Here is a 26,572-nt window from a genome sequence, read left to right on the forward strand (position 1 = left end):
TCCTAACGCAGCGACGATTCGCCGATCTTTCGGCCACCCTGTGGTGGCCAGCACGTTGCCGCCAGCAGCACGGCGATGGCGGCGTAGATGGCTTCGGTCACGGCCAGCGGCATCACGCGTACCTGGTACAGCGCGGCGGGCAGGTCCGCCAGCGCATGCAGCAGCACCGCCAGCACGACGATCACAAAGCGCCGTTGCCGCACCGCGTGCCACACCACCAGCGTGAGCGTGAACTGGATCAGCATCGCGGCGATGCGTTCGGCGAATGCGCCGGCCGCCAGCCACGGCGAGAGCTGCGCGAGCATCGCGTGGATCGTGCCGGTCATGGCTTCGGCGCCGCTGGCCGCGAGGCGCGCGTCCAGTTCGCCACGGTTGGCGGCGATGCCGAACATCACCATCTGCGCCTGTGATGCCGTGCCGATCAGCCACGCCTCGATGCCCGCGTGCCCGAGCGCATACGCCACGGGCGTGGCGGCGCCGCCGGGCTTGCGGGTGAGAAAGCGCAGGCCGAGCCAGCGGCCGGTCTCTTCAAAGAGCCCTGCCATCAGCGCGCCGTAGATCACGAACAGCGCCGGCATGCGCAGCCATTGCGCCGTCACCGGGTTGAGCTGCAGCAGGTACAGGTGAAGCGTACGTTCCAGCCCCAGCGCAAACACCACAAACACCGCCGCGCCGACGCCAACGTCGCGCCACGCCAGGTCAAAGCGCCGGCGCAGCCAGAACCACGCTCCGATGGGTGCGCAGGTGATCAGCAAGCCCGCGACGGCGTGGGCAGCAAGGGCGGGCAGGGCAACGGTGGGCATAGCGGATGGCGCCAAGGGGCAGATGTGGCTGTCGGTTGGGCCGCATGCTACCCGAGGCTTGCGGGCGCGTGTCTTGCGGGCGGATTGTTACAATGGGTGCATGCGGCAGCAACTGCCGCGTCTAGATATGGCAGGGCAGACGGTCGTGAAACGCTTGATGTGGCAGTGGATCTGGATATGCGGAGTCGGCATGAGCGCGTTCAGCGTGGCAGCGCCTGCCCAGGCTGCGCGCTGGCACGAATACCTGACGACGACCTCGGTTTCTGCCTCCATCGATCGCACGTCGCTGCGCTCCAGCCATACCGGACACAAGACCTTTCTCGCGCGGACGGTGCTCAAGCGCAGCGAGCGCCGAGCCCACGGCGCCCGCTACCGGCCCGGCACGATGATCCTCTCGCGCCAGGAAATCGACTGCCGCCGCCAGCGCATCCGCCTGGTCGACTACGTCGTGCGCGGCCCGGACGGTGCCAAGCTGGACTCCGACACTGCTGCTGGCGCGCACTGGATGCGCATCCGCCCCGGCACGCTGGCGGCACGGTCGGCCGCGTATGTCTGCGCCCGCCGCTAGGTTGCTCGACAATCCCCGGCGGGCATAGCACTATGGCGCTTGCTCTCCTATTACAAGGTACCGGCCGCGAGGGGCGCCGGTGCCAGCCGACCGTCCGATGAAACTCACCCTGAAGTCGCAGGCGGCCATCATGGCGACCGTCATCAGCGTGACGCTGGTGAGCCTGTTCGGCTGGTCGCAGCGCGAGCCGATCCGCCGCGAAGTGATGGCACAGATCAAGGTGCAGCAGACGGCGCTGGTCAAGGAATCCGCAGACGATCTCAAGCAGCGGCTGGACACCTACCTGGGTGTGCTCGAGCGCACCGCGCAGCAGATGCGCACCGTGCGGTTCGATACACCGCAGCAGGAGGCGGCGTTCTTCCAGTCCATCCAGCCCGCCGCTGGCCTGTTCAACAGCGTGTTTCTCGCTACGGCCGAAGGCACGGTGACGTCGTTGCGGCCGTACCGCGAAGGCGTGGTCGGCATCGATATCGCGGACCGCGACTACTTCAAGCAAGTCATGGTGGTGGACCAACCGACCATCTCCGCGCCGCTGCGCAATCGGGTCGGCGGCGAGCCCATCATCATCCTGGCCGCGCCGGTGCATGACCAGGAGGGTCGCCAGGTCGGGCTGATCGGCGCATCGCTGTACCTGCTCCAGCCGAATTTTCTGGGCAACCTGCGCGACATGCATATCGGCCAGACAGGGCACGTCTATCTGGTGGCGCACGGCCCGACGCCTGTGTTCGTGATCCACCCCGAGGCCGACAAGATTCTCGCGCCGGTTGATGTCGATCCGGCCATCGCAGCCGCCTTCCGCGCCGACCCCTCGGCCCTGCCGGAGCCCGGCGGCGATGTGGTGACCAAGCAGGACGTGATTGCCGCCGGCTGGACGCTGGCCGCCGTGCTGCCGGGTGCCGAAGCCAACCGGCAGCTTTTCATTATGCGCCAGCGCTTTCGCCTTTCGCTTCTGGCGTTGGCCGCGCTGATCGGCGTATCGGTGTGGGGGGCGATGCTGTGGCTGCTGCGCCCGCTGGGCCGGCTGCATGCCGCCATGACCCAGCTCTCCGCCACCGACCTGCGCGACGCACCGCCGCTTGAGTTGCCGGGGGCATCGGAAGAAATCGAAGCCGTATCCACGGCGTTCCACAAGCTGATGGGCGAAGTCGTGCGCCAGCGCGCCGAGCTGGAAGCCGTGAACGATGCCTCGCCGCTGGGGTTGTTCCGCACCAATGCCGAAGGGCGCACCGTCTACACCAACGCGGCGTATCGGCGGCAGCTCGGCGCCACGCCCGAGGAGGCGCTGGCCGACGTGTGGCTCGCGCGGCTGCATCCGTACGATGTGGAAGCCACCACCGCCGGCTGGCATGACGCGGTGGCGCACGGTATCGGCTATAGCGCCGAGCAGCGCGTCATCGTGCCCGGCGCGGGCGAGCGCCTGCTCATCGTCAACACGGCGCCGGTGCGCGTCGATGGCGAGGTGATCGGCCACGTTGGGGTCATGGAAGACATCACCGTGCGGGCGCGGGCGCAGCAGGCCTCGCGGGTGCTGACCAAGATCCTGGATTCCACCACCGACTTCGTCGCCCAGACCGATGTGCTGGGCAACATTACCTACATGAACCCGGCCGGACGCCGTTTTGCCGGCCTCGCGCCGGATGTGGACCTCAATGGCTTTACGGTGGCGGACTTCTATCCGCCCGAGACGATGGACTGGCTGCGCGAGGTGGCCGTACCCGCCGCCGCGCGCGACGGCGTGTGGATCGGCGAGACCACCGTGCGGGGTGGGGAAGGGCAGGTCGTGCCGATCAACCACATGATCATCGCGCACCGCGATCCGGCTGGACGCATGGAGTACTTCTCGTCCGTCATGCGCGACATCACTCAGGACAAGGCCGCCAAGGAGGCCCTGCAGCGCAGCCGCGAAACCCTGCAGACCGTGACCGACGCGCTGCCGGCGCTGGTGGCCTTCATCGACACCGACGAGCGTTTCCGCTTCCTGAATGCCGCGTACGAGAAAGCCTACGAGCGACCCACGGCCAGCATGCTCGGGCAGACCGTGCGCGACGTCGTTGGCATCGATGCCTACGGCATCCTGCAAGGCGCGCTGCGGCACGCGCTGGCCGGCGAGACCATCGTCTTCGAGCGTGAGGTCCGCGGCCGCGATCTGTACCGCTGCGAAGAGATCAGCTACCTCCCGCAGTTCGACGCCCACGGCGGCGTAACCGGCGTGCATTCGGTCACGCTCGATATCACCGAGCGCAAGAAGCAGGAGCTCCGCCTGCGTGCGCTGACCACCACCGACCACCTGACCGGCCTGCTCAACCGCGCTGGCTTTGAAGAGCGCCTGCTGGCCGCGCTGGACCAGGCGCGTGTGAGCAGTTCGATCGGCGCGCTGTTGCTGCTCGATCTCGATGGCTTCAAGGTCGTCAACGATACGTACGGACACGCCGTGGGCGACACACTGCTGCGCACCTTCGCGCAGCGCTTGGCGCGCGCCGTGCGTCCATATGACGGGGTGGCGCGCTTTGGCGGCGACGAGTTCGCCGTGATCCTGGAGCACCTGTCGCGCCCGGACGACGCCAAGGCGGTTGCCACCCATATCCTCAGCGCCTGCAACAGGCCGTTTCGCCTGAGTGAGACGATGGTGCAGGTGGGCGCCAGCATCGGCATCGCGGTGTTTGATTCGCGCACGCTGGCGCAGAGCGTCGTCTTCGAAGCCGCCGACGAGGCATTGTATGAGGCCAAATCGCGCGGCAAGGGCCTGTTCGTCAGCGCGGACGAGCTCTCGACGGGTTGATTTTGCGGTGCCGCACGTCGAGCGCCCCGCACGCAGAAACGGGTACGCTTTCGTTAGAACAGGACGTATTGCACAGGCAATATTGCGCCGCAACATCCGCCCCCCAGGCCGGGCGGCGGACAATTCCCTATCGCACGGTCGTGCGCTTTCCGGTAAAGTCCCGCGACTGACTGCACGCGCTGGCGACCCCGGCGCGTCGCATAAGAGCGCTGTACCCATGGCGCCTTCGCTTCACTCTCCGACGCAACGCTCCGTCGCACGCGCCTGACCTGGCACCGTGCATCGGTTTGGTTTGCCGATGTTTCGCCCGTCCATTGCGATGGCGCGAGCCACGGCAAGCGAGCGGCCGGACGCGATGCAGGGCGCATGGGGGAGCGACGGTGTTGGGCCAACGCACTCTTCAAGACGGTCGCAATCGCGACGGACAAAAAGGAGCAGGTTCGCATGAAAAAAATGGTCAAACAGCTGCTGTTGACGGCAGTGGCTGCGGGGGCGGCAATCGCAACGGGCGCGGCAACCGCGGCCCAGGACATCAAGATCGGCGTGGCCGAAGCGCTGTCGGGCGGCGCTGCCCAGTACGGCGTGGCCATCCGCAACGGCTTCCAGCTGGCGGCTGACGAGATCAACGCCGCCGGCGGCATCAACGGCAGCAAGATCGCGCTGGTGATCGAAGACGAGCAGGGCAAGAAGGAAGAGGCCATCAACGTCTTCAAGAAGCTGATCTTCCAGGACAAGGTGGCCATGGTGTTCGGCCCCACGCTGTCCAACTCGGCCCAGGCGGCTGACCCGATCGCGCAAGCGGCCAAGACGGTCGCGTTCGGCACGTCCAACACCGCCGACGGCATCACCAGCATCGGCGACTACGTCTTCCGCAACTCCGTGACCGAAGCTGACGTGCTGCCGGCCACGATCCAGACCGTTGTGAAGAAGGCTGGTGTGAAGAAGGTGGCCGTGCTGTACGGCAACGACGACGTCTTCACCAAGAGCGGCTACGACAACTTCAAGAAGGCGCTCGAAGACCTGAAGATCCCGGTGACGACCACCGAAACCTTCGCCAAGGGCGACGTGGACTTCAAGGCCCAGCTCACCAAGATCAAGGCGACCAACCCGGATGCGATCGTGCTGTCGGCACTGATTGCCGAGGGCGGTCCGATCATGGTGCAGGCACGCCAGCTCGGCCTGAACGTGCCCATCATCGGCGGCAACGGCATGAACTCGGTCAAGATCTTCGACCTGGCCAAGGACAAGTCCGACAACCTGTGGGTGGGCAGCCCGTGGTCGATCGAGAACCACACGGCCGAGAACAGCAAGTTCATCACCGCCTACACGTCCAAGTACAAGGCCGCGCCGGATCAGTTTGCAGCGCAGGCGTATGACGCCATGTACATCGCGAGCAAGGCGCTGAAGACGGTCAAGTTCAGTGGCAACCTGGAAGCCGATCGCAAGGCCATCCGCGATGCGCTGCCGGCGGTCAAGCACACGGGTGCAACCGGCGCGTTTGCGTTCCGCCAGGTGACGGCGCGCGGCAAGCCGGCCGGCTACGACGCCGTGCAGACGCCGATCGTGAGCGTGACCAAGTCGGGCAAGTACACGATCGAGAAGTAATCTTCGGTTGGCTTTGAACCCAAAGCTGACCAACAGGCGGGGCGTAGCTAAACCTACGCCCCATCGCTTTTTTTGTGGCCGCTTTGGTGACATCGGCCACACTCTTATCCTGACTCATCATGTTGGAACAGCAACTTGTCAACGCGCTGTCGCTCGGCTGCGTGTATGCGCTGTTTGCTCTGGGGTTCACGCTGGTTTTCGGCATCCTGGGCGTGATCAACCTGTCGCACGGCGCGGTGTTCATGCTCGGCGCCTATGCGGCGCTGCAGGTTGTGACCCATTTCGAACTGCCGCTCTGGGCAGCATTGGCCGTCGGTTTTGTCGTGAGCGGCGTGGCCGGGCTCATCATCGATGTGCTGCTGCTGCGCCCCCTGCGCCGTCGCAACGCACCTCACCTGATCCCGATGATCGCGACCATTGGCGCGGGTATCGCCATCAACAACGCCATGCAGGGCGTGTTCGGCGCGGAGAACCTGCGCTTTCCATCGGGGCTCGTGTCGGATGCCTCGCTGGATCTGGGCGGCATCCACCTTACCCCGCTTGAACTCGGCATCATCGTGCTGTCGTTCGCGCTGATGACCGGGCTCATGCTGCTGCTCAAGCGCACGCAACTCGGTCGCGCGTTGCGCGCGATTGCGGAGTCGCCGAAAGCCGCTGCGCTGCTCGGTATCAACGTGGAGGGGCTCTTTCTGCTGACCTCGTTTGCCGCGGCTGCATTGGGCGGGCTCTCGGGCGTGCTGATCGGCCTGTACTCCAACGCCGTGTTCCCGCTGATGGGCCAGCCGATGCTGCACAAGGGCATTGCGGTCATCATCCTCGGTGGCTTGGGCGACATTCGCGGCGCCATGCTGGGCGGGCTGTTCCTCGGCTTTGCGGAGGTGCTGTCGGTGGCCTACATTGGCTCAACCATGCGCGATGCGGTGGCGTTCGGTCTGCTGTTCTTGATCCTGCTCGTGCGGCCGCAAGGGCTGTTCGGCAAGGTGCTGGAACGCAAGGCATAAGGAGACCGACGACATGGAATGGTTCGACAACTTCTGGTCGGTCTACAGCAACCTGGTGCTGACACTCGGCATCAACGCGCTGTTGGCGCTGTCCATCTATCTCACGCTGTCGTGCGGCTTGCTCGCGATGGCGAATGCGGCCTTCATGGGCATCGGCGCCTACACGGCATCGCTGCTGACGATGAATGCCGAGATGCCGTTCTCGGTGGCATTGGCCGGTGGCATGGCGGCGCCCGCTGTGGTGGCGCTCGTCATCGGCGTGCCGGTGCTGCGGCTGTCGGGCGTGTACCTCGCCATGGCGACGTTGGGCTTTGGCGAAGTGGTGCGTGTGCTGATTCTGAACACCGAGGATTGGACCGGCGGCGCGCTGGGCCTGAACGGCATTCCGCAACTCACGCAGTGGTGGCATGTGGCGCTCGCCGTGTTGCTGACGCTGTTCGTGCTGGCACGCATGCGCCGCTCGAAAGTGGGCCGCGCGTTCGAGGCCATCAAGGAAGACGAAACCGCCGCCGGCCTGATGGGCATCAACGTGGCGGGCACCAAGCTGCTGGCGTTCACGCTGGGTGCCGCCATCGCCGGGCTGGCAGGCGCGCTCAACGCGCACCTGACGTTCTTCATCGGCCCGAACGAATTCGGTTTCGACCGCGGCGTGGAAATCCTCACGATGACGATCCTGGGCGGCACCAATGGCCTGACGGGTCCGGTGCTCGGCAGCCTGATCCTGTCGCTTCTGCCGGAGTTGCTGCGCGCATTCAAGGATTTCCGCCTGGTCGTCAACGGCGTGATCCTGATGGTGATCGTGCTGTTCCTGCCCAAGGGCATCTGGGACCCGGCGCGTTTTGCGCGCTGGTTTGGCATCAAGCGCGGGGGCACCATGCCCGGCGCGGCTGCTTCCAATGAATCGCACTGAGGCCGCCATGCTGAAACTTGCATCCATTTCCAAGCGCTTTGGCGGCCTGTCGGTGCTGCAGGACGTCAATATCGAAGTACCGCAGGGTTCGATCTTTGGTTTGATCGGCCCGAACGGCGCCGGCAAGACGACGGTGTTCAACCTGATCACCGGGCTGCTCGCACCCACCGGTGGCTCGCTCACGTTCAACGGCGAAAACCTCGTCGGCAAGAAGCCGCACCAGATCACGCAGATGGGCATCGCCCGCACGTTCCAGAACATCCGCATCTTCAAGGAGATGACGCTGCTGGAAAACGTGGTGGTCGGCATGCATCGGCATCTGGATTACGGTGCGCCGGGGCTGCTGTTCTCACTGCCCAAGTACCGCGCTGCGGAGCGCCGCGCGCGCGACCGTGCGCTGGAGCTGCTCTCGTGGGTCAAGCTCGACCACAAGGCGCACGACCTGGCCGACAACCTCTCGTACGGCGACCAGCGCAAGCTCGAACTCGCACGGGCGCTCGCCACCGAGCCCAAGCTGCTGCTGCTTGATGAGCCTGTCGCCGGCATGAACACCGGCGAGAAGGTCGACCTGATGGCCGAGATCGAGAACATCAAGGCGCGCGGCTACACGATCTTCATGATCGAGCACGACATGCGCTTCGTGATGGGCCTGTGCGAACGCATTGCGGTGCTCAATTTCGGCCGCATCATCGCCGAGGGACCGCCTGAGGCGATTCGCAACAACCCGCAAGTCATCGAAGCCTACCTGGGGCGCGATGATGACGATGAGGTGGCAGCATGACGACACTGCTGGAAGTGAAGGGGCTGGACGTGTCCTACGGGCATATCGCAGCCGTCAAGGGCATCGACTTTGCGCTCAAGAGCGGCGAGATCACCTCGCTGGTGGGCGCCAACGGGGCTGGCAAGTCGACCACGCTGCTGGCACTGTCGGGGTTGATCCCGAAGTCGCAGGGCGCGGTGCGCGGCCAGATCCTGTTCGAGGGCGAGGACGTCACGCAGTGGTCCGCCCACAAGCGGGTGGAACGCGGCATCGTGCAAGTGGCGGAGGGTCGCGCGACGCTCACCACCATGACTGTGCGCGAAAACCTGGAGCTGGGCGCCTACACGCGCAAGGACAAGAGCCAGATCGCCTCGGACCTGGAGCGCGTGTTTCATCTGTTCCCGCGCCTGAAGGAGCGCATCGATGGCCTGGCCGGCAACCTCTCGGGCGGCGAGCAGCAGATGCTCGCCATCGGCCGCGCGCTGATGGCCCGCCCGCGCGTGCTGCTGCTCGATGAGCCGTCGATGGGCCTGGCGCCGATCATCGTGCAGGAGATCTTCCGCATCCTGCGCATGATCAATGCCGAAGGGCTGACGATCTTCCTGGTCGAGCAGAACGTGCGGCAGGCGTTGAAGATCGCGCAGCACGGCTACGTGCTCGAGACGGGCCAGATCGTGCTGGCGGACAGCGGGAAAAACCTGCTCGGCAATCCGCGCGTGCTCGAAGCCTACCTGGGCGGCTGAGCGCGCTGCGCACAACCGGCGCCATCCCCTGGCGCCGGTTTTTTCGCAAAAGCGTACCCGTTTCTGCGTACGTTCAATTCCCTGCCAACACGTGTCGCTGCGCGTCGAACAACGCGATCAGCGCGTCGGCGACGGCCCGCACGCGCGGTGATCGACGCACGTCGGGGTGAATCACCAACCAGATTTCTCGATGCAACGCGGGGTCGTCGACAGGCAGCCGGCGCAAAAGCGTACCCGTTTCTGCGGGCGCGCCCAGGAAGTGCGGCAGCGCTGCAACGCCCAATCCGGCCAACGCCGCCTGATGGATGGCCGCCAGGTCGCTGCACCGTAGCACCACGCGGCGCTCACCCGCGTACTCGTCCAGCCAGCGTTGTTGCGGCACGTGGCGCAGGCGTTCGTCGTAGCCGATGAACTCCCATTCCGCTTCGGGCTGTGTGAGCACCTCGCGCGTTGCATAGAGGCCGTAGCCGAGATCGCCGAGCTGCCGGGTAGCGAGTGTGGATGCGGTGGGGCGCGACAGCCGGATGGCGAGGTCGGCCTCGTGCGCCATCAGGTTCGCGTTGCGCGTTTCGCCCAGCAGCACCAGGCTGATACCCGGCCACTGGCGTCGCAGTGCCGCCAGGTGCGGTGCGATGAAATGGCTCGCAATGGTGGGCGGCGCGGAGATGCGCACCGTTCCGCGCAGGCTGCCTGCCCCCGCCGCCGCGCGCGCAAAGCCCGCGGCCTCCTGCTCCATGCGTTCGGCGCGTTCAGCCAGGGCGTTGCCTTCGGCGGTCAGGCGCCAGCCGCGCGGCAGGCGGTCGAACAGCCGCACGCCCAGCGATTGCTCCAGCGCTTCGGCCCGTCGCGCCACCGTGGTGTGTTCCACCGCCAGGCGCCGTGCCGCGGCCGACAGGCTGCCCTCGCGCGCCAGCACGAGGAAGTAGCGCACGTCATCCCACTGCAAGGAAGAAGAAGGTTCGGCCGCTGACGCCCGCGCACGGGCGGAGGTTTTCTTTGGCCGATCTGGGCTTTTTTGCACAGAAGGTGGTCAGTTTTTGTGAATTCCCGGGTGATTCTGAACGGAATACGCTTGTTTCACAACGTGACGAACGCAGTGCCTGTCATCACGAAAACCGAAAAGCGTACCCATTTCTGCGAGGACTTTTGCCATGCATGCCAAGGTGATTCAACTCCGCGAACCCGGACCGGCATTGGGTTTGCAGCCCGCCAGCCTGATGTTGCCGCCGCCAGCGCCCCATGCGTTGACGGTGCGGCACACCGCCATCGGCGTGAACTTTGTCGACGTGTATCACCGTGCCGGGCTGTATCCGGTGCCCGCGTTTCCTGCCGTGCTCGGTGTGGAGGGCGTCGGTGTGGTGGAAGCCATGGGTACGGAGGTGCGCGGCTTTGTGGTTGGCCAGCGCGTAGCGTGGGCGGGGCTGATGGACGGTGCACCCGGCGGCTACACCAGCCACCGCAACATCCCGGCCGAACGGGCGATTGCCTTGCCTGATGCATTGGACGACGAAACCGTGGCCGCCACGTTGATGCGCGGCATCACCGCGCACATGCTGCTGACGCGGGTACGCCAGGTCCGTGCCGGCGATAACGTGCTCGTGCACGCCGCCGCCGGCGGCCTCGGTGTGCTGCTGGTGCAGTGGGCCAAGCGCCAGGGCGCGCGCGTGATCGGCACTGTCGGCAGCGAGGCGAAGGCCGCCACCGCCCTGGGCCACGGCGCGGATCACGTCGTGCAGCATCGCCAGCAGGACGTGCGCGAAGCCGTGCTGCAGCTCACTGGCGGGGACGGCGTCGACTACGTGATCGACGGTGTTGGCGGCGCGATGCTGCAGACCTCGTTGGCGGTGACGCGGCCCTTCGGCATGGTGGCGAGCATCGGCCAGGCGGGCGACGTGAGCAATGCGCAAACGAGCGCCATCGACCTCGCGGCGCTTGGGCCGTCACGCTCGATCGCGCTGGCGCGGCCCGGGGTGTTTCGCTACATGGCCGATCTGTCGTGCTACCGGGCGGCTGCCCAGGCTGCGCTGCAGCGCATGCTCGACGGTGTGCGCGTACCTGTGGGCGGGCCGTATGCACTCGAAGACGCTGCCGCCGCGCACACCGCATTGGAGGCCGGTCAGACGTCCGGCGCGTTGCTCTTGCGGCCCTGAATCACGCAAAGCGTACCCGTTTCTGCGAGACCTTTTTAGGCGCTTGGCGCTGTCGTCGTGTCTCGCATGTCGGTGTTTTTCTTCACTCAGCAAAGGAGTTGTCACATGCTGTACTTGATTCTTTTCACCTATACCGCACCGCTCGAAGCCCTGGATCGCGTGTTGCCCGCGCATCGCGCGCACCTGGATGCGCATTACGCGAGCGGACACTTTGTGATGTCAGGACCGTTCTATCCGCGTGAGGGCGGCGGGATCCTGGCGCGCGCCGATTCGCGCGAGGCCATCGACGCCATCGTCGCGCGCGACCCGTTTGTGATCGAGAACCTGGTACGGGTGCAGGTGATTGCGTGGGGTCCGAATCGCCGCAGCGCGGATGTGCCCCAGGCGTGGTTGCCCGACGCGCACGTCGCCGTAGCGACATAAGGCGCGCGAGGCGTCGCGTGATGGCACGACCGCCGTTCGGGCGCGAGCACCTGCTGTTTGTGATTGCCGGGATGATCGACTGCGCGGGGTCGCTGTCGACGATCCTGTTTCGCCAGTGCTTGCGCCACCTGCAGTGGTGGCTGTCGGACCGACCTGGCGGGGCGGCCACAGCGCGCGCTGCCGTGGTGGGCGCGCCTGCGCGCGGGCATCACCTTGCAGGTCGCCCTGAAGTGTGGATCCCGCGCAAGGGCGCCTGAAGACGATATGGAAGCCATTGCCGTGGGCGATGGCGTACTCGGTGCGCGGCAGAGCCTGGTACGCAGCGCGCCGGCGCTGTGTTCGGTGGCCGGCGGCGCGTCCATCAGGCGCGAAGGGCCGACGTGCCGTCGGTATATGCGCGCTGCGCGGGCCCGCAATCGAGAAGACGCCGGAGATGACGCACAGCACCTTCCCGCAGGTCCGAAGACACGCAGAAATAGGTACGCTTTTGGCCCGTCGCAGCGAATTCCTGCTGCGCTTGGCCATCAATTCCCCGCAACGAGCGCCGTGCGAGGCAATACCCACCTGCGTTTTGCGTTTTGCGGTGAGCTTAGCGGCCCGAACGGCGATACAGCTCGGCCATCATGCCGCAGCTTTCCACGTGCAGCGCGATGGCGCGGCTGGCTTCACGGCGCACGACTTGCCAAAAACGGGCGAAGCGGGAGACGGGAGCAGCATTGAGGGCGACGGTGTTCATGGCGATTCCTTCTGAGGACTGATTTAGGGATAACCCTAGTAGGGAATACCCGAATATTAGTTCGGATATTGCGACGCAGCAAATCGAATTCGCAGGTGTCGCCTCATCGCCACATGCGTGTGAATGAATCGTCACGTTTTTTCGAACGGCTTCTTCGCCATCGTCTTTGTAGAATCGGGACATCTTTTCCACGTGGAAACCGACATGTCTGAACTGCGCACCCTGTACCCGCCCATCGAACCGTTTGAGACCGGCATGCTCGACGTGGGTGATGGCCACACGATCTATTACGAGCGCGTCGGCACGCCCGGCGCCAAGCCGGCGGTGTTCCTGCATGGCGGGCCGGGCGGCGGCGTCTCGGCGGACCATCGCCGCGTGTTTGATCCGGCACGCTACGATGTGATGCTGTTCGACCAGCGCGGCTGTGGGCGCTCCACGCCGCATGCGGGGCTGGAGGCCAACACGACGTGGCACCTCGTGGCCGACATCGAACGCCTGCGCGCGATGGTGGGTGCCGAGCGCTGGCTGGTCTTCGGCGGTTCGTGGGGTTCGACGTTGGCGCTCGCTTACGCGCAGAAGTATCCGCAGCATGTGAGTGAACTCGTGCTGCGCGGCATCTACACCGTCACGCAGGCGGAACTGCGCTGGTACTACCAATATGGCGTGTCGGAGATGTTTCCCGAGAAATGGGCACGCTTTCAGGCGCCCATCCCCGAGGCCGAGCGTGGCGACATGATCGCGGCCTATCGCAAGGTCCTCACCGGTACCGACCTCGCCAGACAGATCGAAGCCGCCCGCGCGTGGAGCGTGTGGGAGGGCGAGACCATCACGCTGCTGCCCGACCCGAGCAACAGCGCCAAGCACGCCGACGACCATTTCGCGCTGGCCTTCGCGCGGCTGGAGAACCACTACTTCACGCACCACTGCTGGCTGGAAGAGGGCCAGTTGCTGCGCGAGGCGCACAAGCTGGCGGGTATTCCGGGCGTGATCGTGCATGGCCGCTACGACATGCCGTGCCCCGCGCGCTATGCCTACGCGCTGCATCAGGCGTGGCCGGATTCGGACTTCCACCTGATCGAAGGCGCCGGCCACGCGTGGTCCGAACCCGGCATCCTCGACCAGCTTCTTGCGGCGACGGACCGTTTTGCCGGCAAGTAATCGGATCGACCCGTGACCGACTCTGCCGACCTGCGCTTCCTGCTCGCCATCCAGGACAACGGCAGCCTGGTGGCGACGGCGCGCGCGCTGGGCCTGACGCCATCGGCTGTCTCCCAGCGGTTGCAGCAGTTGGAGAAGAAGCTGGGGACACGGCTGTTGGATCGCTCTGCGCGCAGCCTGCGCTTCACGCAAGAGGGCACGCTGCTGTGCGAGCGCGGCGCGGAGCTGATCCGCCAGCTCGATGCCCTGTCGGACGATTTGCACTCGCGCCGGGGCGGCCTTGTCGGCACGCTCAAGGTCAACGCGCCGCTGGGGTTTGGGCGGCGCTATGTGGCCCCCCTCATTGCCGATTTTCAGCGGCAACATCCCGACGTCGATATCGAACTGACGCTTTCCGATGCGCCGCTCACGGAAGCGGCCGACCGCTTTGATGTGGTGGTGCACATCGGTGCGCTGCAGGCGTCGAACCTGGTGGGTTATGCGATTGCGCCGAATGCGCGTTTTGTCTGCGCGTCACCGGCGTTCGTAAAGCGCTTCGGCCTGCCAGAAACGCCCGATGACCTGGCCGCGCTGCCGTGCATCGTGCTGCGTGAGAACAAGGAAGACGTGTCGCTCTGGCACTTCAGCAAGGGGCGCACGAGCCGCAGCGTGCGTGTGCCGAGCCAGCTCATCTGCAACGATGGCGACGTGATCCGCCAGTGGGCGGGCGAAGGGCGCGGGGTGATCCTGCGCTCTGAATGGGATGTGGCCGACGACCTGCGCGCGGGCCGGCTGGTGCGGTTGCTGCCGGGTTGGAAGGCACCGGACGCCAACGTGATCGCGCTCACGCACAACCGGGCGGGGCTGCCGCAGCGTACGCGTCATTTCATGCAGGCACTGCAGAGCCGCTTTAAGCCGCAGCCGCCGTGGCGCGCATGATGTAGCCAGACTGAATCTTTGAATCAGACTGGCTTCACCGAAAGCCGGCGCGCGGTACCTACAATCGGCTGCAACGATCTCCACTGATTGGCAGGTGACCAGCGTGACGTCTTCCCCTTCTTCTTCCGGCTATCCCAAGGCCATCCTGTTCGATCTACTGACCGCGCTGCTGGACTCGTGGTCGCTATGGAACCGCGCGGCCGGTTCGGAACCGGCGGGCCGCACGTGGCGCGCCGAGTATCTGCGGCTCACCTATGGCTGCGGGAAGTACGTCCCCTATGAAGCGATGGTGCGGCAGGCGGCGCAGAACGTGGGTTTGCCCGCTTCAGCGCCCGACGCACTGGAAACCCACTGGCAGCAGCTCACACCGTGGAGCTGCGCTGCAGAGGCGCTGGCCCAGCTCCAGCCGCACTGCAAGCTGGCCGTCGTCACCAACTGCTCGGAGCGATTGGGCCGGCAAGCTGCCGCGTTGCTGCCCATCACGTGGGATGTCGTCATCACGGCCGAGCAGGCGGGCGTGTACAAGCCCGACCCGGAGCCGTACCGCATGGCGCTCGAACAGCTTGGCGTGGACGCAGCCGATGCGGCGTTCGTGGCCGGCTCCAGCTACGACATGTTCGGCACCGCCGCCGTGGGTCTACGCACGTACTGGCACAACCGCATCGGCCTGGCGCCGGTGGAAGGTGCGCAGTTGCCGGAAATCACCTCGCCCACGCTCGAAGACCTGTTGCCCTGGGCCCGCCGTTTTGCCGCATAAGGACGCAACCATGACGACCGACACGCTGGATACGCTCGACACCCCTGCAGCCCTGATCGACCTGCCCCGCATGCAGCACAACATCGCGCGCATGCAGCACCGCATGAACGCGCTGGGCGTGAAGTTTCGCCCGCACGTGAAGACTACCAAGTGCCTCGACGTCGTACGCGCCCAGGTCGCGGCCGGCGCGCAGGGCATCACCGTATCGACGTTGAAGGAGGCCGAGGCGTTCTTTGCCGCCGGCATCAAGGACATTCTGTATGCAGTGGGCATCGTTGCCACCAAGCTGCCGCGTGCGATGGCGCTGCGCAACCGCGGCTGCGACCTGAAGCTCGTGGTTGACAACGTGGAGGCCGCGCAAGCCGTGGTCGACCATGCCCGCGCGCATGGCGAACGCTGCGAGGTGTGGATCGAAGTCGATACCGATGGCCACCGCTCCGGCATCACGCCCGAGCAGGACGCGCTGCTGGAAGTGGGACGCATCCTGCAAGACGGCGGCATCGACGTGGGCGGCGTGATGACGCACGCCGGTTCCAGCTACGACTTGAACGACCACGCCGCGCTGGCCGCATTGGCCGAGCAGGAGCGCGCCGGCTGCGTGCGCGCGGCGCAGCGCCTGCGCGAGGCGGGTGTGCCGTGCGCGGCGGTCAGTGTCGGCTCCACGCCGACTGCGCTGGCCGCCGAGCACCTCGAAGGCGTGACCGAGGTGCGCGCGGGCGTGTACGTGTTCTTCGACCTCGTCATGCACAACGTGGGCGTGTGTGCGATGGACGAGATTGCCCTGAGCGTGCTGACCACCGTGATCGGCCATCAGCTCGACAAGGGCTGGGTGATTGTCGATGCCGGATGGATGGCGATGAGCCGCGACCGCGGTACCGCCAAGCAGCCGCGTGACTTCGGCTACGGGCAACCCTGCGCGCTCGACGGCACGCTGCTCGACGGGCTCATGCTGATTGGCGCGAACCAGGAACACGGCATCCTCGCCGCCAGCGATGGCTCGGTGCGGCACGATCTTGCGCAGCGCTTCCCGGTCGGCACGAAGCTGCGTGTGCTGCCGAACCATGCATGCGCCACCGGGGCGCAGTTTCCGGAATACCAGGCGGTGTCGTCGCGTGGTGTGCAAACGTGGGGGCGGTTTCAGGGGTGGTGAGTCGTCGGCTTCCGGGGGGGCGTTTCTTCAGGCAGCGAGCGACGGAAGATGCAGCGTGATGCGTGTCGAGCCCGGCGAAGACTGGATGTCGAACGTGCCGCCCAGTCTGCCGACGCGCGCGCGCATGCTGTGCATGCCGGTTCCGTGATGGACTGGAGCTGCGTGAGCCGCAAGCCCAACGCCATTGTCGTGGACAGTCATTCGCAAGCCCTGCTCGCTGTAATGCATCTCAACGTCAACGTGGCTCGCACGGCTGTGCTTGAACACGTTCGTCAACGCTTCCTGCAGGACCCGCATGATCTCCAGGCTCTTCGCCGGCGGTAGCGTGCAGGCCTCGAGGCCGACCGGATGCCAGCGGCATTCGATGCCCTGCGCGTCGAGCAGGCGCGTGAGTCGGTGCCGCAATGGCGCGATCTGGTCGGCCAGCGTGGTCTCGCCGTAGTGCTGGCTGGCGGCCGAGTCGATGATCATGCGCAGGTCGTCGCGCAGCTCTTTCAGAATGGACAGGAACCGCTGGGGCGGGACATCGGCTGGCGTACGCTCCAGCGCCACGATGCTGCTGACCAGCGTGCCGCCCAGGCCATCGTGCAGGTCATGTGCAAGGTTGAGCCGTTCGCCCAGGCGCGCGTTGGCAATCTCCAGTTCATGCTGGCGTTCCAGCGTGCGCGTCAGTTCGGACCGGGCCGCGTCCACGCTTCGCTTCAGGTCTTTGTTGAAGCCCTCGATACGGTGCAGGTTTGCGACAAACTGCCGGCCCAGGACGAGGGCCATGCCAACCACCAGCACCTGCGACATCAATGCCGTGTAGTAGGTGTTGTCGTGAACAATCGTGAGAACGGCCAACAGATCATGCAAACCTGCGACCACGAAGACGAGCACGCAATAGCCAAGGATGCGGTGTTCGGCGCGCCCGTATCGGAATGCAAAAACCACGAAGGCCAGACTGGCTGCAAAGAACTGGCAGGCTTGTGCGATGAACAGTACCGACCGTACGTCCTCAACGTGCGGGTGCGGTGTGCAAATCAATGCTGCGCTGGTCAGCGCGACAACCAGCCACAGCACCCGCTCAACACGCGGCCAGCGTCGCTCGCAGAAGCGCAGCGTAAAGACGGTGTGCGCGGTGCAGTAGACCGAGAAAGCAATAGCGTTGGCAATCTCCCAAGCATCGGTACTGGCAAACGGCCACGTGCTGGTTGCGATCTGGTTGTAGCCGACCGCCCACCACGCAAGCGTTGTGAAGGCAAACCAGCTATAGACGGATTCCCGACGCCGCATCATCCACATCGCGAGGAAGAAGCAGCCCAGCGTGGCGTTGACCGCAAGGCTCGCCAACTGCATATCGAACCGGACCCAACGTGCAGCGTCAAACCGGGTTTGCATTTGCGCGGGCGGGCCCAGCGAGGCCGGCCCCAAGCCGGCTTGATACATGGCTATTCCGGAAACACGCACCAGCAGCGTATTCGTGCCATCGCGCAGCAGCGCCGCCGGCAGTAGAAGATAACGCGGCGTGTTCCAGGCGCGCGAGAGCGGCTCCGCGAGCTGCGTATCGCGATGCAGCAGCGTGCCATTCAGGTAAATCGCCCCCGACATGTTGAGGTAGTCGAGCAAGGCAGCAACGGGCGTATCGACGTGCGCCTGTTGCCAGCTCAGCCGATACCACACCACGCCATCAAAACCAGGCCAGCGGCTCGCCCAGAAATCGGGAAGTTTGACGTCGACCCAGCCGGTGGCCGGCGGGCGGTCCTGCTCGACCGGGATGGCAGGTTGTGCGTCCAACGCGTAAGCCCGGACGGCCTGGATGCTGGAAAACGCTGGCGCCTGCGCTGCGGATGTCGACGGTGTCGCTGCCCATGACGCGGAGGCTAGCGCCCACGCGCAAACTAAGGCAGCCAGCCATTGGAGCGCGCTTCGAAGATCGCTTGCGTACGCGAATTGACGGCGAGCTTCTTGTAGATATTTCTGATGTGGCATCCGACCGTCAGCTTCGACAATGACAGGACATCGGCGATTTCGCGGTTGGTCAGCCCCTTGGACACCAGCGAGAGAATCTCGATCTCGCGCCCGCTCAACGGTGACGCGACATGGTCTCGTGGTGCACTGGGCTGTTGATTGGCCAGCAGCGTTCCCCCGGTACCGATCAGTTCAAGGATGCGCTTGGCGACAAACGGATCGATCGGTGCGCCGCCGCGCAGTGCGCTGCGGATCGACATCGAAATCTCGGCATCGTCGCGCTCCTTGAGCAGATAGCCGGTGGCACCCGCCTGCAGCGCCGTCACGACCACCTGTTCGGTATTCCAAGTCGAGATTACCAGAATCGGTAGTGTGGAATCACGCTGGTGCAGCACCCGGATGAGGTCGATGCCGTTGCCGTCGGGCAGGCCCACATCCACCAGGGCCATGGCCACCGGTTGTTCATCGAGAAGCCCGCGTGCCTGCGCAATGCTGCTCGCAAACAGCAGCGCTTCATGCGTGTAGCCGAGCGACATCAGCAGGTCTCGCAATCGGGCTTGCATCAATGGATCGTCTTCCACGATCAGCATGGGGCCGGGCAGCAGCGAATCGTCGGGATTCGGGTCGGGGTGGGTCATTGGCGAGTGTGGGGTGCCGCGCGCGGTTGGGTCGTGTCTGCTCACTTTTGCAAGAGGCGCGCGCCAGAGATGAAGGCAGGCCTCGGCCTTGCTCGGCAGCATAGCCACGGGCGCGCGAGGTGCAATACCTCATTTGTGGGATGAGGCGCCTTGCCTGCGAAACCGGCAGGGGCGGTGGCACGCCCGCCAGTCGATACCGTTTTTTAGGTATTCGTTGCCATGGCTCCGTGTCCTACCATCGGGACGCGGATGACGCTCTGAGGCTGGCTCGAAAGCGGGGGGATCGAGCAGCACGACGGAACGCATCGAACGGGGAGTCCGTCGCCCAGCCGGGGCGATGGCAGCGTCGTGATCGAGATGAGCGGCTCGCGGGGGCGGCGTTTCCAGCCGACTTTCCGCGAGCCGTCGACACGGCGGACAACAAAACAACGACGGTGCGTATGGCACCCCCCCCTTCTCAGGGCGATCAACGCCGACCTCATTCTCGTCATCGTGCCTGCGGTTGAGCGGAGGCTGCCGGGCGGTGGCGCGGAGATCCTTGCGTGGGCGGTTCCAGAGAGGCGCGCTGTAGACCAGAACATGAACAAAAAGCGGGGGAAAGCATGAATCAGGTGTATCGGATCGTCTGGAATGCGGCACGAGGGGCGTGGCAGGCGGTGTCGGAGGTGGCGCGCTCGCGGGGCAAAGCATCGGGCAAGGCCGTTGTTGCCATCGGTTTGCTGTTTGGTGGCGTGCTCGCTCCAACGGCAGGGGTCTATGCCCAGGTGTCTCTGCTCGTTGGTAGTGGGGGAAGCGGCGGTAGCGCCGGCACTTTCGGCGCCGGCTCCGGCGGCAGTGGCGGACTCGGGGGAGGCGGTGGCGGCGGTCTTCCCAACAGCGGTGTTTATGGTGGCGGAGGCGGTGGCGGCTTCGGTGGTGGTGGCGGCGGTAACTTTGGCATCTACGCTACCAACCTTGGCTACATTGCGGGCAACGGCGGCGGCTCGGCCGGCGGCATCGGCGATACCACTGGCAATGGTGGTGGCGGAGATTCAGGCGGGGCCATCGGCGGTAACGGATCGAGTGGTACAGGTGGTAATGCCGGCAGCGGTACGGTGGTCGGGAGCATCACGACAGTACCCAGTTCGGACACGATTTCCACGGGTTCAAGCCAATCCAACGTTTATAGCTATGCCGGGGTTGGCGGCGGCGGCGGTGGTGGTGGTGGTGTTGGTGGCAACGGCGGTACAGGCACCGCCGGCTCTCTTTCGGTTACCGGTGCCGGTGTCGGATTGACGCTGACCTCGGGTATGTTGGTTGGAGGCGGAGGAGGCGGTTCTGGTGGCGAGGGTGGGCTAGGCGGTGCTGGTGGTACTGGTACGGTCGTCATCGGCAGCAACGCGACGCTTTCTGCGACCACCTTGCAGGTGGGTGGCGGAGGCGGTGGTGTTGGCATTGTTGGCGGTGCCGGTGGTGCTGGCGGCGCTGGCACGGTCACGATCGACAGTGGTTCCACACTTTCCGCGACCACTTTGCTGGTGGGCGGGGATGGGGGTGGCGGCGGCACCTCAACAGGCAGCAGCGGCGGTGCCGGCGGTACAGGTACGGTGACCATCACGGGCAATTCGACAGTCAACGTTACCGGATCGCTCGTCCTTGGCGGATATGCCGGCAGCTCCGGTACTTTTGGCAATGCTGGCGCAGGCGGCACGGGCATATTGAATCTGGGTGGCGGCAGCGCGCTGAACCTGTCCGGCGCATCGTTCACCATCAACAGCAACGGGACGTTCAACCTGGGTGATGCGACCGTCAATGGCTCGACCGGCGGCACGATCACCGGGCTGAGCAGCCTCACGAACAATGGCCGGATCCAATTCAATCAGACGGACACGTCCACGATCTCGGCCAATATCAGCGGCGCGGGCAGTGTTGGCCAGAACGGCAGCGGCACGACGATCCTGACCGGCAATAACACCTACACGGGCGGCACGACCATCACCGGCGGTACGCTCGCGATTGGCAGTGGCGGCAGCTTGGTGGCGGGCGGTGGGGTGAACCTTGCCGGCTCGGGGGCACGCTTTGACATCAGCGGGAGCGGCGCCAATCAAACGATCGGTGCATTGAGCGGCGTTGCCGGATCTTCCATCGTGCTGGGCGCCAACACACTGACATTTGGCAACGCAACCAACCAGACCTTCGCAGGTGGCATTACCGGTACCGGTGGCGCGGTCAAGCAGGGTAGCGGCACGCAGACGCTGACCGGCACCAACATCTACACGGGCGGCACGACCATCATCGGCGGCACGCTGGCCCTCGGCGCGGGTGGCAGCCTGGCTTCGGCCGGCGCGGTGAACCTGGCAGCTTCCGGAACGCGCTTCGACATCAGCGGGGGCGGCAACCAGACCATCGGCGCGCTGCGCGGCGTGGCCGGATCGAACGTCGCGCTGGGCGCGAGTGTGCTGACATTTGGCGACGCAACGAATCAGACATTTGCCGGCACCATCGGCGGTTCCGGCAGCATCGTCAAGCAGGGCAGCGGCACGCAGACGCTGATGGGCACCAACACCTACACGGGCGGTACCACCATTGCTGGCGGCACACTGACGCTTGGCGCAGGCGGAAGCTTGGCCGCTGGTGGTGCGGTGAACCTTGTCGGATCCGGGGCAGATTTTGATATCAGCGGCAGCGGCGCCAACCAAACGATCGGTGCATTGAGTGGCGTGGCTGGATCAAGCCTCGTGCTGGGCGCGAACACGCTGACGCTCGGCGATGTGACCAACCAGACCTTCGCGGGCGCCATCATCGGTACCGGTGGCGTGATCAAGTCGGGCAGCGGGACGCAAGTGCTGTCCGGCAACAACGCTTACAACGGCACAACGACCATCAACGGAGGCACGCTTTCACTGACAGGGGCAGGCAGCATCGCCAGTTCGAGCGGTGTGGTCAATAACGGCACGCTGGATATTTCTGGCACGACCAGTGGGGCAACCATCACCAGTCTGTCGGGAAACGGTGCGGTCGCGCTCGGCAGCCAGACGCTCGCGTTGTCCAACGCCAGCGGCACGTTTAGTGGCGCAATCAACGGTACGGGCGGCTTGACGCTCACGGGCGGTTACGAAACGCTGTCGGGCAACAATGGCTACGGCGGGGTCACGACGATCAGCGCGGGCACGCTCGCACTGACCGGCGCCGGTAGCATCGCGCGTTCAAGCGGCGTGGCCAACAACGGTACGTTGGATATTTCCGGCACCACCGGTGGTGCGACGCTCGCCAGTCTTTCGGGCAACGGGACGGTCAATCTCGGTAACCAGGTACTCACGCTATCCAACGCCAACGGTGTGTTCAGCGGTGCAATCAACGGCGCAGGTGGCTTGACGCTTGCAGGCGGTGCTCAGACCCTGTCCGGCAACAATGGCTACAGCGGTACTACGACGATTATCGGCGGCACACTTGCATTGACCGGTATGGCCAGTATCGCCAGCTCGAACAGCGTGATGAACAGCGGCACGCTCGACATCTCCGGTACAACCGGCGGTGCGGCGATCCGCAGCCTTTCCGGCGGCGGCACGGTTAATCTTGGTAGCCAGGCGTTGACCCTGTCCAATGCTACAGGCACCTTCAGCGGCGTCATCAACGGTGCAGGCGGACTAACGCTTGTACGCGGCAGCGAAGTGCTGGCTGGTGCGAACGCCTACACGGGCAGTACGTCGATCGGCGCAGGCGGCACACTCGCGCTCACCGGCGCGGGCAGCATCGCCAGTTCTAGCGGAGTCGTGAACAACGGCACGCTGGATCTCTCCGGCACGAGCAACGGCGCAACGCTTGCCAATCTTTCTGGGAGCGGCGCCGTCAATCTCGGCAGCCAGACGCTCACGCTTTCCAACGCCAGCGGAACCTTCAATGGCAATCTGGCCGGCTCGGGCGTGTTCGACAAGCAGGGGTCGGGCTTGCTCATCCTGAACGGCAACAGCTCGGCGTTCCGGGGCACGACGCAAGTGGGTTCCGGCACGCTTGAGGTGGGCGATATCAACACGCCTGCGGCTACGCTGGGTGGCACGGTCAATGTGGGCACCAACGGCACGCTGCGCGGCCACGGCACGGCGCTGGGCGATGTCATCAACGGCGGGACCGTCGCGCCGGGTGGTTCCATCGGCACGCTGAGCGTGGGGGGCAACTACACGCAGGCGAGTACGGCCACGCTGGCAGTCGAGGTCAGCCCCACGGCTGCCTCGCAGTTGCGGGTGGCCGGCTCTGCGGCCCTCAACGGCACGCTCGCGATTCTCTATGCCCCGGGCACGTATGGGCCGACGCAGTACACGCTGTTGACTGCCGCGAATGGGGTTACCGGCACATTCAGCCGTGTGACCAGCAACGGTGCGGAGAATCTGAACGTTTTGACGCCATCCGTCGCCTACGGCGCGAACACGGTTCTGCTGACATTGGCCGCCCCGGTGATTGCACCGACCAACACGAGCATCTACACCGCCGTTGGCACAGCGGCGATGCTGGGCGCGCAGGCGGGCAATGCCACATTGCTTGACCGGCTCGATCGCGCATCGTCGACCACGGAGGCCTCTTCGTCTGGGTGGGTCGTTGCCAACGGCAGCCACACCAAGGTGGGTGGTTCGAGCGGAGCCCCCGGCTTCCAATCCAACCGCTATGGTTTTCTGGCGGGGCTCGACCGGCGGGTAGGTGATGACACAGTTGGTGTGGCAGCCGGCTATGCACACACCGATATCAACGAGGAGACAACCGGCGATTCCGGTGCCGCTGACACGCTGCGCGCAGCGCTGTACGCCAGCCGGCCAGTGGGGCCAGTGCAGTTGGCAGCGACCGTCGGCGCCGGGCTCGATTTCCTGTCGCAGAAGCGTCCGTTTGGCGCGCTGGGCACCGCCAAGGGCGATCACGTGGGTCAGGAGGTCACTGCGGGCGGCCAAGCCAGCTTGCCGATGCTGCTTGGCGGGATCGCCGTCACGCCCCGGTTGGGTGCGCGGTTTGCCTACTTCCACGCCAACGGGTTTGGGGAAAGCGGTGCGGGCGGGCAGAGCCTGAACGTCGGCACCGACAACCTTCGCAGCCTGCAGCCGTATGTGGGCGTGACACTCGATAGGACATTTGGCGATGCGCATCCGGTGGCTGCGCAGTTGCGGCTCAGCTATGCCCGTGAGGTGCTCGATGCAAACCGAGCCCTGAACGTGGCATCGCAGGACGGTACGCTGTTTGCCGCGCCGGGCACCAGCTTGCCGCGCGGCTACCTGACTACCGGTGTGAGCTTGAGCCTGCGGTCGAGCAAGGCGTTGTCCATCTCGCTGGGTTACGACGTCCTGCTCAACACCTCACACGTGTCCGCGCAGGCTGCAAACCTTAAGTTTGACTATAGGTTCTGATCGGCCGGCTAGGCTCACGCTGGCTTTTGCGCCTTTGGTGCCTGTGCCAGCCGGACCGAAGCTGGAAGGCGCATCCGTTGCCTGTGCCGCGCGTCCATCGACTCATCCGGACAACAAAAAACCCGCGAAGCTCATCGCCACGCGGGTTTTTGTTCGTCCCTGAACAGCTTGGGACTGTGTTTGGTGCCCAGGAGAGGACTCGAACCTCCACGGAGTTACCCGCTAGTACCTGAAACTAGTGCGTCTACCAATTCCGCCACCTGGGCTAGGTGAGCGGCGCATTCTACCGATCGCCAGAAAATTTGCAAGCCCTTCTTGTCCAGACGGATATTCCGCCCGAAGCGCCAGCGTTACAGCCGTTACGCCCGCGGCGGTCTACGCGGGAACAACTGCGCTGCTATGCTGCCGCGCAGCTTTTCCCCCCCCCTCACGAGGTTGTTCGATGATGAAACTCCGCCACGCCGCCACCGGCGCCCTGCTGGCCGCGCTGGCCACCTTCGCCCATGCCGAGCACACGATCTGCACGGTCGTTGCCGATGCCGCCACGGGCAAGGTGGTTCTGCACGAAGGCCGCTGCGACGAGCGTGTCACCCCGGCGTCCACCTTCAAGCTGGCGCTGGCCGTCATGGGCTATGACCATGGCTTTCTGAAAAACCCGCACGCGCCGGTCGAGCACATCAAGCGCGGTGACCCGGATTGGGGCGGCGAGGCCTGGCGCCAGCCGGTCGACCCGACGCTGTGGCTGCAGTATTCGGTGGTGTGGTACTCGCAGCGCATCACGCATGCAATGGGCGCGCAAGCGTTCCAGGCCTACGTGCGCAAGCTCGACTACGGCAACATGGATGTGAGCGGCGATCCGGGCAAGAACAACGGCCTGGACCGCTCGTGGATCACCTCGTCGCTGAAGATCTCGCCGCAGGAGCAGGTCGGTTTCCTGCGCAGGCTGGTCAACCGGCAACTGCCGGTGTCGGCGCAGACGTACGAGAAGGTCGAGCGCACCGTGCAGAGCTGGCAGGTGCCGGGCGGCTGGGCGGTGCAGGGCAAGACGGGCATGGCCGGACCGGCGCCGGGCAATACGTCGCCCGATGGCACGTGGGACCAGGCACACGCCTATGGGTGGTTTGTGGGCTGGGCGAAAAAAGGCACGGGTGCCGACAGTCGGACTTACGTGTTCGCCAACCTGATCCAGGACGACAAGGTGGAGCCGACTTCCACAGGCGTGCGCTCGCGCGATGCGATGCTCGCGCGCCTGCCGGAAGTGCTGGCCTTCGCTGGCCACTGAGCCATCGCGTTACGCATGGCGGTGCACGGCCTCGCCGCGCACCGTCGCTTCATGGCGCAAGCCACCGCTGAAGCTTTGCCGCATTTGCAATGTCGCCAAAGTTTGCGACGGTTCGTCGCAGGCGCGGCAGCTTGCCGCACGCCCAAAAAAAGACCCGGCGAGGGGAATGCCGGGCTAAGTGGGATAGGAATGCGCGCGATGAAAGCACCTTACAAGTATTTCAGCATACAGATTGAAAACAAATTGAAAACACCACACGATTTTGAGGATTTACTCTAAAGAAACAGGCGATTGAACGCGAACCCTGACTACGGGTTTTTCCTTAGAACCAAGCCGTTTGCGGGCGATTCCTGAGGCAACTCCGCGCGAATTCATCCATTCAAAATGGATGTCGGATAAATAAAAAACATATAAAGCGCGCGTGAATAAAACGGGTTTTCCTTGGTTAAAGAAAGGAAATATAAATCGCGTTTTGATTCTGAATTTCGGCAAAGCCTATTGACCGCCCGGCGCCCTTCGGCAACCTGAGTAATGCCTGAGCAGGTTTTTGCATTTGTTGAATTTTGATGCGCTGTGCTTGCCCAGAATTCACCGCAAGCAACGACTCAGGGTCGCCATGCACTCCCAGGTGGATCGTGCAGCTGAATCGTTTGCGGAGCAGGAGCCGCCGTCAGAGCGGCCCAATCGCTCCACCGGTCGCCGCACTGGCGTACCGGATCCGGCGGCAATGAACGGGAAGTTCGTATCCATCCATCCACCCTGTGTTTCTCGGAGCGGTGTCTGCTCCGCGGGCGAACCTTGGTGTGTCGGGTCCAGCGTTGTCATTGCAGCGTGGCGCGGTATGCAGAGGTGTCGTCGGCGGTGCGCAGGCACGG

At 65.0% G+C, this 26,572-nt stretch carries 21 protein-coding genes, 1 tRNA gene and 1 pseudogene; 17 read left to right on the forward strand and 6 right to left on the reverse strand.

All coding sequences use genetic code 11. The annotated features are described in order from the left end of the window. Positions 1-2: 2 nt before the first annotated feature. The gene (locus NG900_RS20530; protein ID WP_252683205.1) at positions 3-803 is read right to left on the reverse strand and encodes a YhfC family intramembrane metalloprotease; all 801 of its coding nucleotides are present in this window, start codon (positions 801-803) and stop codon (positions 3-5) included. Positions 804-930: 127 nt separating this feature from the next. Here NG900_RS20530 and NG900_RS20535 point away from each other — a divergent pair, with 127 nt between their 5' ends. The 7 genes from NG900_RS20535 (at position 931) to NG900_RS20565 (ending at position 9,169) form a co-directional block, all read left to right on the forward strand. After that, the gene (locus NG900_RS20535) at positions 931-1,371 is read left to right on the forward strand and encodes a surface-adhesin E family protein (RefSeq protein WP_252683206.1); all 441 of its coding nucleotides are present in this window, start codon (positions 931-933) and stop codon (positions 1,369-1,371) included. A gap of 97 nt (positions 1,372-1,468) precedes the next feature. Then, entirely contained in the window at positions 1,469-4,150 is a 2,682-nt protein-coding gene (locus tag NG900_RS20540; RefSeq protein ID WP_252683207.1) for a diguanylate cyclase domain-containing protein, read from the forward strand. A 444-nt stretch (positions 4,151-4,594) separates the two neighbouring features. After that, positions 4,595-5,755 carry an ABC transporter substrate-binding protein gene (locus NG900_RS20545; RefSeq protein WP_252683208.1) on the forward strand — a complete coding sequence of 387 codons (1,161 nt, stop codon included), beginning with the start codon at positions 4,595-4,597 and terminating at the stop codon, positions 5,753-5,755. A 119-nt stretch (positions 5,756-5,874) separates the two neighbouring features. Beyond that, positions 5,875-6,756, forward strand: a complete 882-nt coding sequence (locus tag NG900_RS20550) for a branched-chain amino acid ABC transporter permease (RefSeq protein WP_252683209.1) — start codon at positions 5,875-5,877, stop codon at positions 6,754-6,756. Between the two features lie 13 nt (positions 6,757-6,769). Further along, positions 6,770-7,666, forward strand: coding sequence for a branched-chain amino acid ABC transporter permease (locus NG900_RS20555; protein ID WP_252683210.1), 897 nt, complete (start codon positions 6,770-6,772; stop codon positions 7,664-7,666). Positions 7,667-7,673: 7 nt separating this feature from the next. Then, positions 7,674-8,447, forward strand: a complete 774-nt coding sequence (locus NG900_RS20560) for an ABC transporter ATP-binding protein (RefSeq protein ID WP_252683211.1) — start codon at positions 7,674-7,676, stop codon at positions 8,445-8,447. Beyond that, positions 8,444-9,169, forward strand: a complete 726-nt coding sequence (locus tag NG900_RS20565; RefSeq protein WP_252683212.1) for an ABC transporter ATP-binding protein — start codon at positions 8,444-8,446, stop codon at positions 9,167-9,169. The genes NG900_RS20560 and NG900_RS20565 overlap by 4 nt, the downstream gene beginning before the upstream one ends. 73 nt (positions 9,170-9,242) lie before the next feature. Here NG900_RS20565 and NG900_RS20570 read toward each other — a convergent pair whose 3' ends face one another. After that, entirely contained in the window at positions 9,243-10,115 is an 873-nt protein-coding gene (locus NG900_RS20570; RefSeq protein WP_252683213.1) for a LysR family transcriptional regulator, read from the reverse strand. 205 nt (positions 10,116-10,320) lie between these two features. Between NG900_RS20570 and NG900_RS20575 the strand changes: the two genes are divergently transcribed. The 3 genes and pseudogenes from NG900_RS20575 to NG900_RS20585 form a co-directional block, all read left to right on the forward strand. Continuing rightward, positions 10,321-11,319 (forward strand): quinone oxidoreductase family protein, encoded by a 999-nt coding sequence (locus tag NG900_RS20575; RefSeq protein ID WP_252683214.1) that lies wholly within the window; start codon positions 10,321-10,323, stop codon positions 11,317-11,319. Between the two features lie 105 nt (positions 11,320-11,424). Continuing rightward, entirely contained in the window at positions 11,425-11,742 is a 318-nt protein-coding gene (locus NG900_RS20580; protein WP_252683215.1) for a YciI family protein, read from the forward strand. A 20-nt stretch (positions 11,743-11,762) separates the two neighbouring features. Continuing rightward, positions 11,763-12,120, forward strand: a pseudogene (locus NG900_RS20585) (ClcB-like voltage-gated chloride channel protein); the annotation flags it as partial. 211 nt (positions 12,121-12,331) lie between these two features. Here the strand turns inward: NG900_RS20585 and NG900_RS20590 are convergent. After that, a complete protein-coding gene (locus NG900_RS20590) occupies positions 12,332-12,478 on the reverse strand; it encodes a hypothetical protein (protein WP_252683217.1) in 147 nt (48 codons plus the stop codon). A gap of 204 nt (positions 12,479-12,682) precedes the next feature. Between NG900_RS20590 and pip the strand changes: the two genes are divergently transcribed. From pip to NG900_RS20610, 4 genes are all read left to right on the forward strand, one after another. Continuing rightward, complete coding sequence (gene pip / locus NG900_RS20595) at positions 12,683-13,636, forward strand: prolyl aminopeptidase (protein ID WP_252683218.1); 954 nt, start codon at positions 12,683-12,685, stop codon at positions 13,634-13,636. 12 nt (positions 13,637-13,648) lie between these two features. Further along, positions 13,649-14,554 (forward strand): LysR family transcriptional regulator, encoded by a 906-nt coding sequence (locus tag NG900_RS20600; protein ID WP_252683219.1) that lies wholly within the window; start codon positions 13,649-13,651, stop codon positions 14,552-14,554. Between the two features lie 94 nt (positions 14,555-14,648). After that, positions 14,649-15,311 carry an HAD-IA family hydrolase gene (locus NG900_RS20605; protein ID WP_420804177.1) on the forward strand — a complete coding sequence of 221 codons (663 nt, stop codon included), beginning with the start codon at positions 14,649-14,651 and terminating at the stop codon, positions 15,309-15,311. 10 nt (positions 15,312-15,321) lie between these two features. Then, positions 15,322-16,461: a DSD1 family PLP-dependent enzyme gene (locus tag NG900_RS20610; RefSeq protein ID WP_252683221.1), complete on the forward strand. Its 1,140-nt coding sequence runs from the start codon at positions 15,322-15,324 to the stop codon at positions 16,459-16,461. A 27-nt stretch (positions 16,462-16,488) separates the two neighbouring features. On the opposite strand, the gene NG900_RS20615 is transcribed toward NG900_RS20610, so the two are convergent. Together NG900_RS20615 and NG900_RS20620 are read right to left on the reverse strand one after the other, a co-directional pair. Continuing rightward, a complete protein-coding gene (locus NG900_RS20615) occupies positions 16,489-18,237 on the reverse strand; it encodes a sensor histidine kinase (RefSeq protein WP_252683222.1) in 1,749 nt (582 codons plus the stop codon). Between the two features lie 104 nt (positions 18,238-18,341). Further along, positions 18,342-19,049, reverse strand: coding sequence for a response regulator transcription factor (locus tag NG900_RS20620; RefSeq protein ID WP_252683223.1), 708 nt, complete (start codon positions 19,047-19,049; stop codon positions 18,342-18,344). 602 nt (positions 19,050-19,651) lie between these two features. On the opposite strand from NG900_RS20620, the gene NG900_RS20630 reads away from it, so the two are divergent. Then, complete coding sequence (locus NG900_RS20630; RefSeq protein ID WP_289813895.1) at positions 19,652-24,415, forward strand: autotransporter-associated beta strand repeat-containing protein; 4,764 nt, start codon at positions 19,652-19,654, stop codon at positions 24,413-24,415. Between the two features lie 181 nt (positions 24,416-24,596). Here NG900_RS20630 and NG900_RS20635 read toward each other — a convergent pair. Beyond that, positions 24,597-24,681 (reverse strand) — tRNA-Leu (locus NG900_RS20635). 176 nt (positions 24,682-24,857) lie between these two features. Between NG900_RS20635 and blaOXA the strand changes: the two genes are divergently transcribed. Then, a complete protein-coding gene (blaOXA, locus tag NG900_RS20640; RefSeq protein ID WP_252683224.1) occupies positions 24,858-25,697 on the forward strand; it encodes an OXA-22 family class D beta-lactamase in 840 nt (279 codons plus the stop codon). A 15-nt stretch (positions 25,698-25,712) separates the two neighbouring features. Further along, positions 25,713-25,976, forward strand: a complete 264-nt coding sequence (locus NG900_RS20645; protein WP_252683225.1) for a hypothetical protein — start codon at positions 25,713-25,715, stop codon at positions 25,974-25,976. Positions 25,977-26,572: the final 596 nt, after the last annotated feature.

Origin of the sequence: Ralstonia soli (assembly GCF_023955655.1) — a bacterium.
Taxonomy (GTDB): domain Bacteria; phylum Pseudomonadota; class Gammaproteobacteria; order Burkholderiales; family Burkholderiaceae; genus Ralstonia; species Ralstonia soli.

Bases quoted from the DNA above. Each gene is read 5' to 3' on its own strand.
- blaOXA (WP_252683224.1), top strand. From the start codon at position 24,858: ATGATGAAACTCCGCCACGCCGCCACCGGCGCCCTGCTGGCCGCGCTG.
- NG900_RS20590 (WP_252683217.1), bottom strand. From the start codon at position 12,478: ATGAACACCGTCGCCCTCAATGCTGCTCCCGTCTCCCGCTTCGCCCGT.
- NG900_RS20550 (WP_252683209.1), top strand. From the start codon at position 5,875: ATGTTGGAACAGCAACTTGTCAACGCGCTGTCGCTCGGCTGCGTGTAT.
- NG900_RS20580 (WP_252683215.1), top strand. From the start codon at position 11,425: ATGCTGTACTTGATTCTTTTCACCTATACCGCACCGCTCGAAGCCCTG.
- NG900_RS20645 (WP_252683225.1), top strand. From the start codon at position 25,713: ATGGCGGTGCACGGCCTCGCCGCGCACCGTCGCTTCATGGCGCAAGCC.
- NG900_RS20560 (WP_252683211.1), top strand. From the start codon at position 7,674: ATGCTGAAACTTGCATCCATTTCCAAGCGCTTTGGCGGCCTGTCGGTG.
- NG900_RS20565 (WP_252683212.1), top strand. From the start codon at position 8,444: ATGACGACACTGCTGGAAGTGAAGGGGCTGGACGTGTCCTACGGGCAT.
- NG900_RS20630 (WP_289813895.1), top strand. From the start codon at position 19,652: ATGAATCAGGTGTATCGGATCGTCTGGAATGCGGCACGAGGGGCGTGG.
- NG900_RS20540 (WP_252683207.1), top strand. From the start codon at position 1,469: ATGAAACTCACCCTGAAGTCGCAGGCGGCCATCATGGCGACCGTCATC.
- NG900_RS20535 (WP_252683206.1), top strand. From the start codon at position 931: ATGGCAGGGCAGACGGTCGTGAAACGCTTGATGTGGCAGTGGATCTGG.
- NG900_RS20620 (WP_252683223.1), bottom strand. From the start codon at position 19,049: ATGACCCACCCCGACCCGAATCCCGACGATTCGCTGCTGCCCGGCCCC.
- NG900_RS20575 (WP_252683214.1), top strand. From the start codon at position 10,321: ATGCATGCCAAGGTGATTCAACTCCGCGAACCCGGACCGGCATTGGGT.
- NG900_RS20530 (WP_252683205.1), bottom strand. From the start codon at position 803: ATGCCCACCGTTGCCCTGCCCGCCCTTGCTGCCCACGCCGTCGCGGGC.
- NG900_RS20545 (WP_252683208.1), top strand. From the start codon at position 4,595: ATGAAAAAAATGGTCAAACAGCTGCTGTTGACGGCAGTGGCTGCGGGG.
- pip (WP_252683218.1), top strand. From the start codon at position 12,683: ATGTCTGAACTGCGCACCCTGTACCCGCCCATCGAACCGTTTGAGACC.
- NG900_RS20610 (WP_252683221.1), top strand. From the start codon at position 15,322: ATGACGACCGACACGCTGGATACGCTCGACACCCCTGCAGCCCTGATC.
- NG900_RS20555 (WP_252683210.1), top strand. From the start codon at position 6,770: ATGGAATGGTTCGACAACTTCTGGTCGGTCTACAGCAACCTGGTGCTG.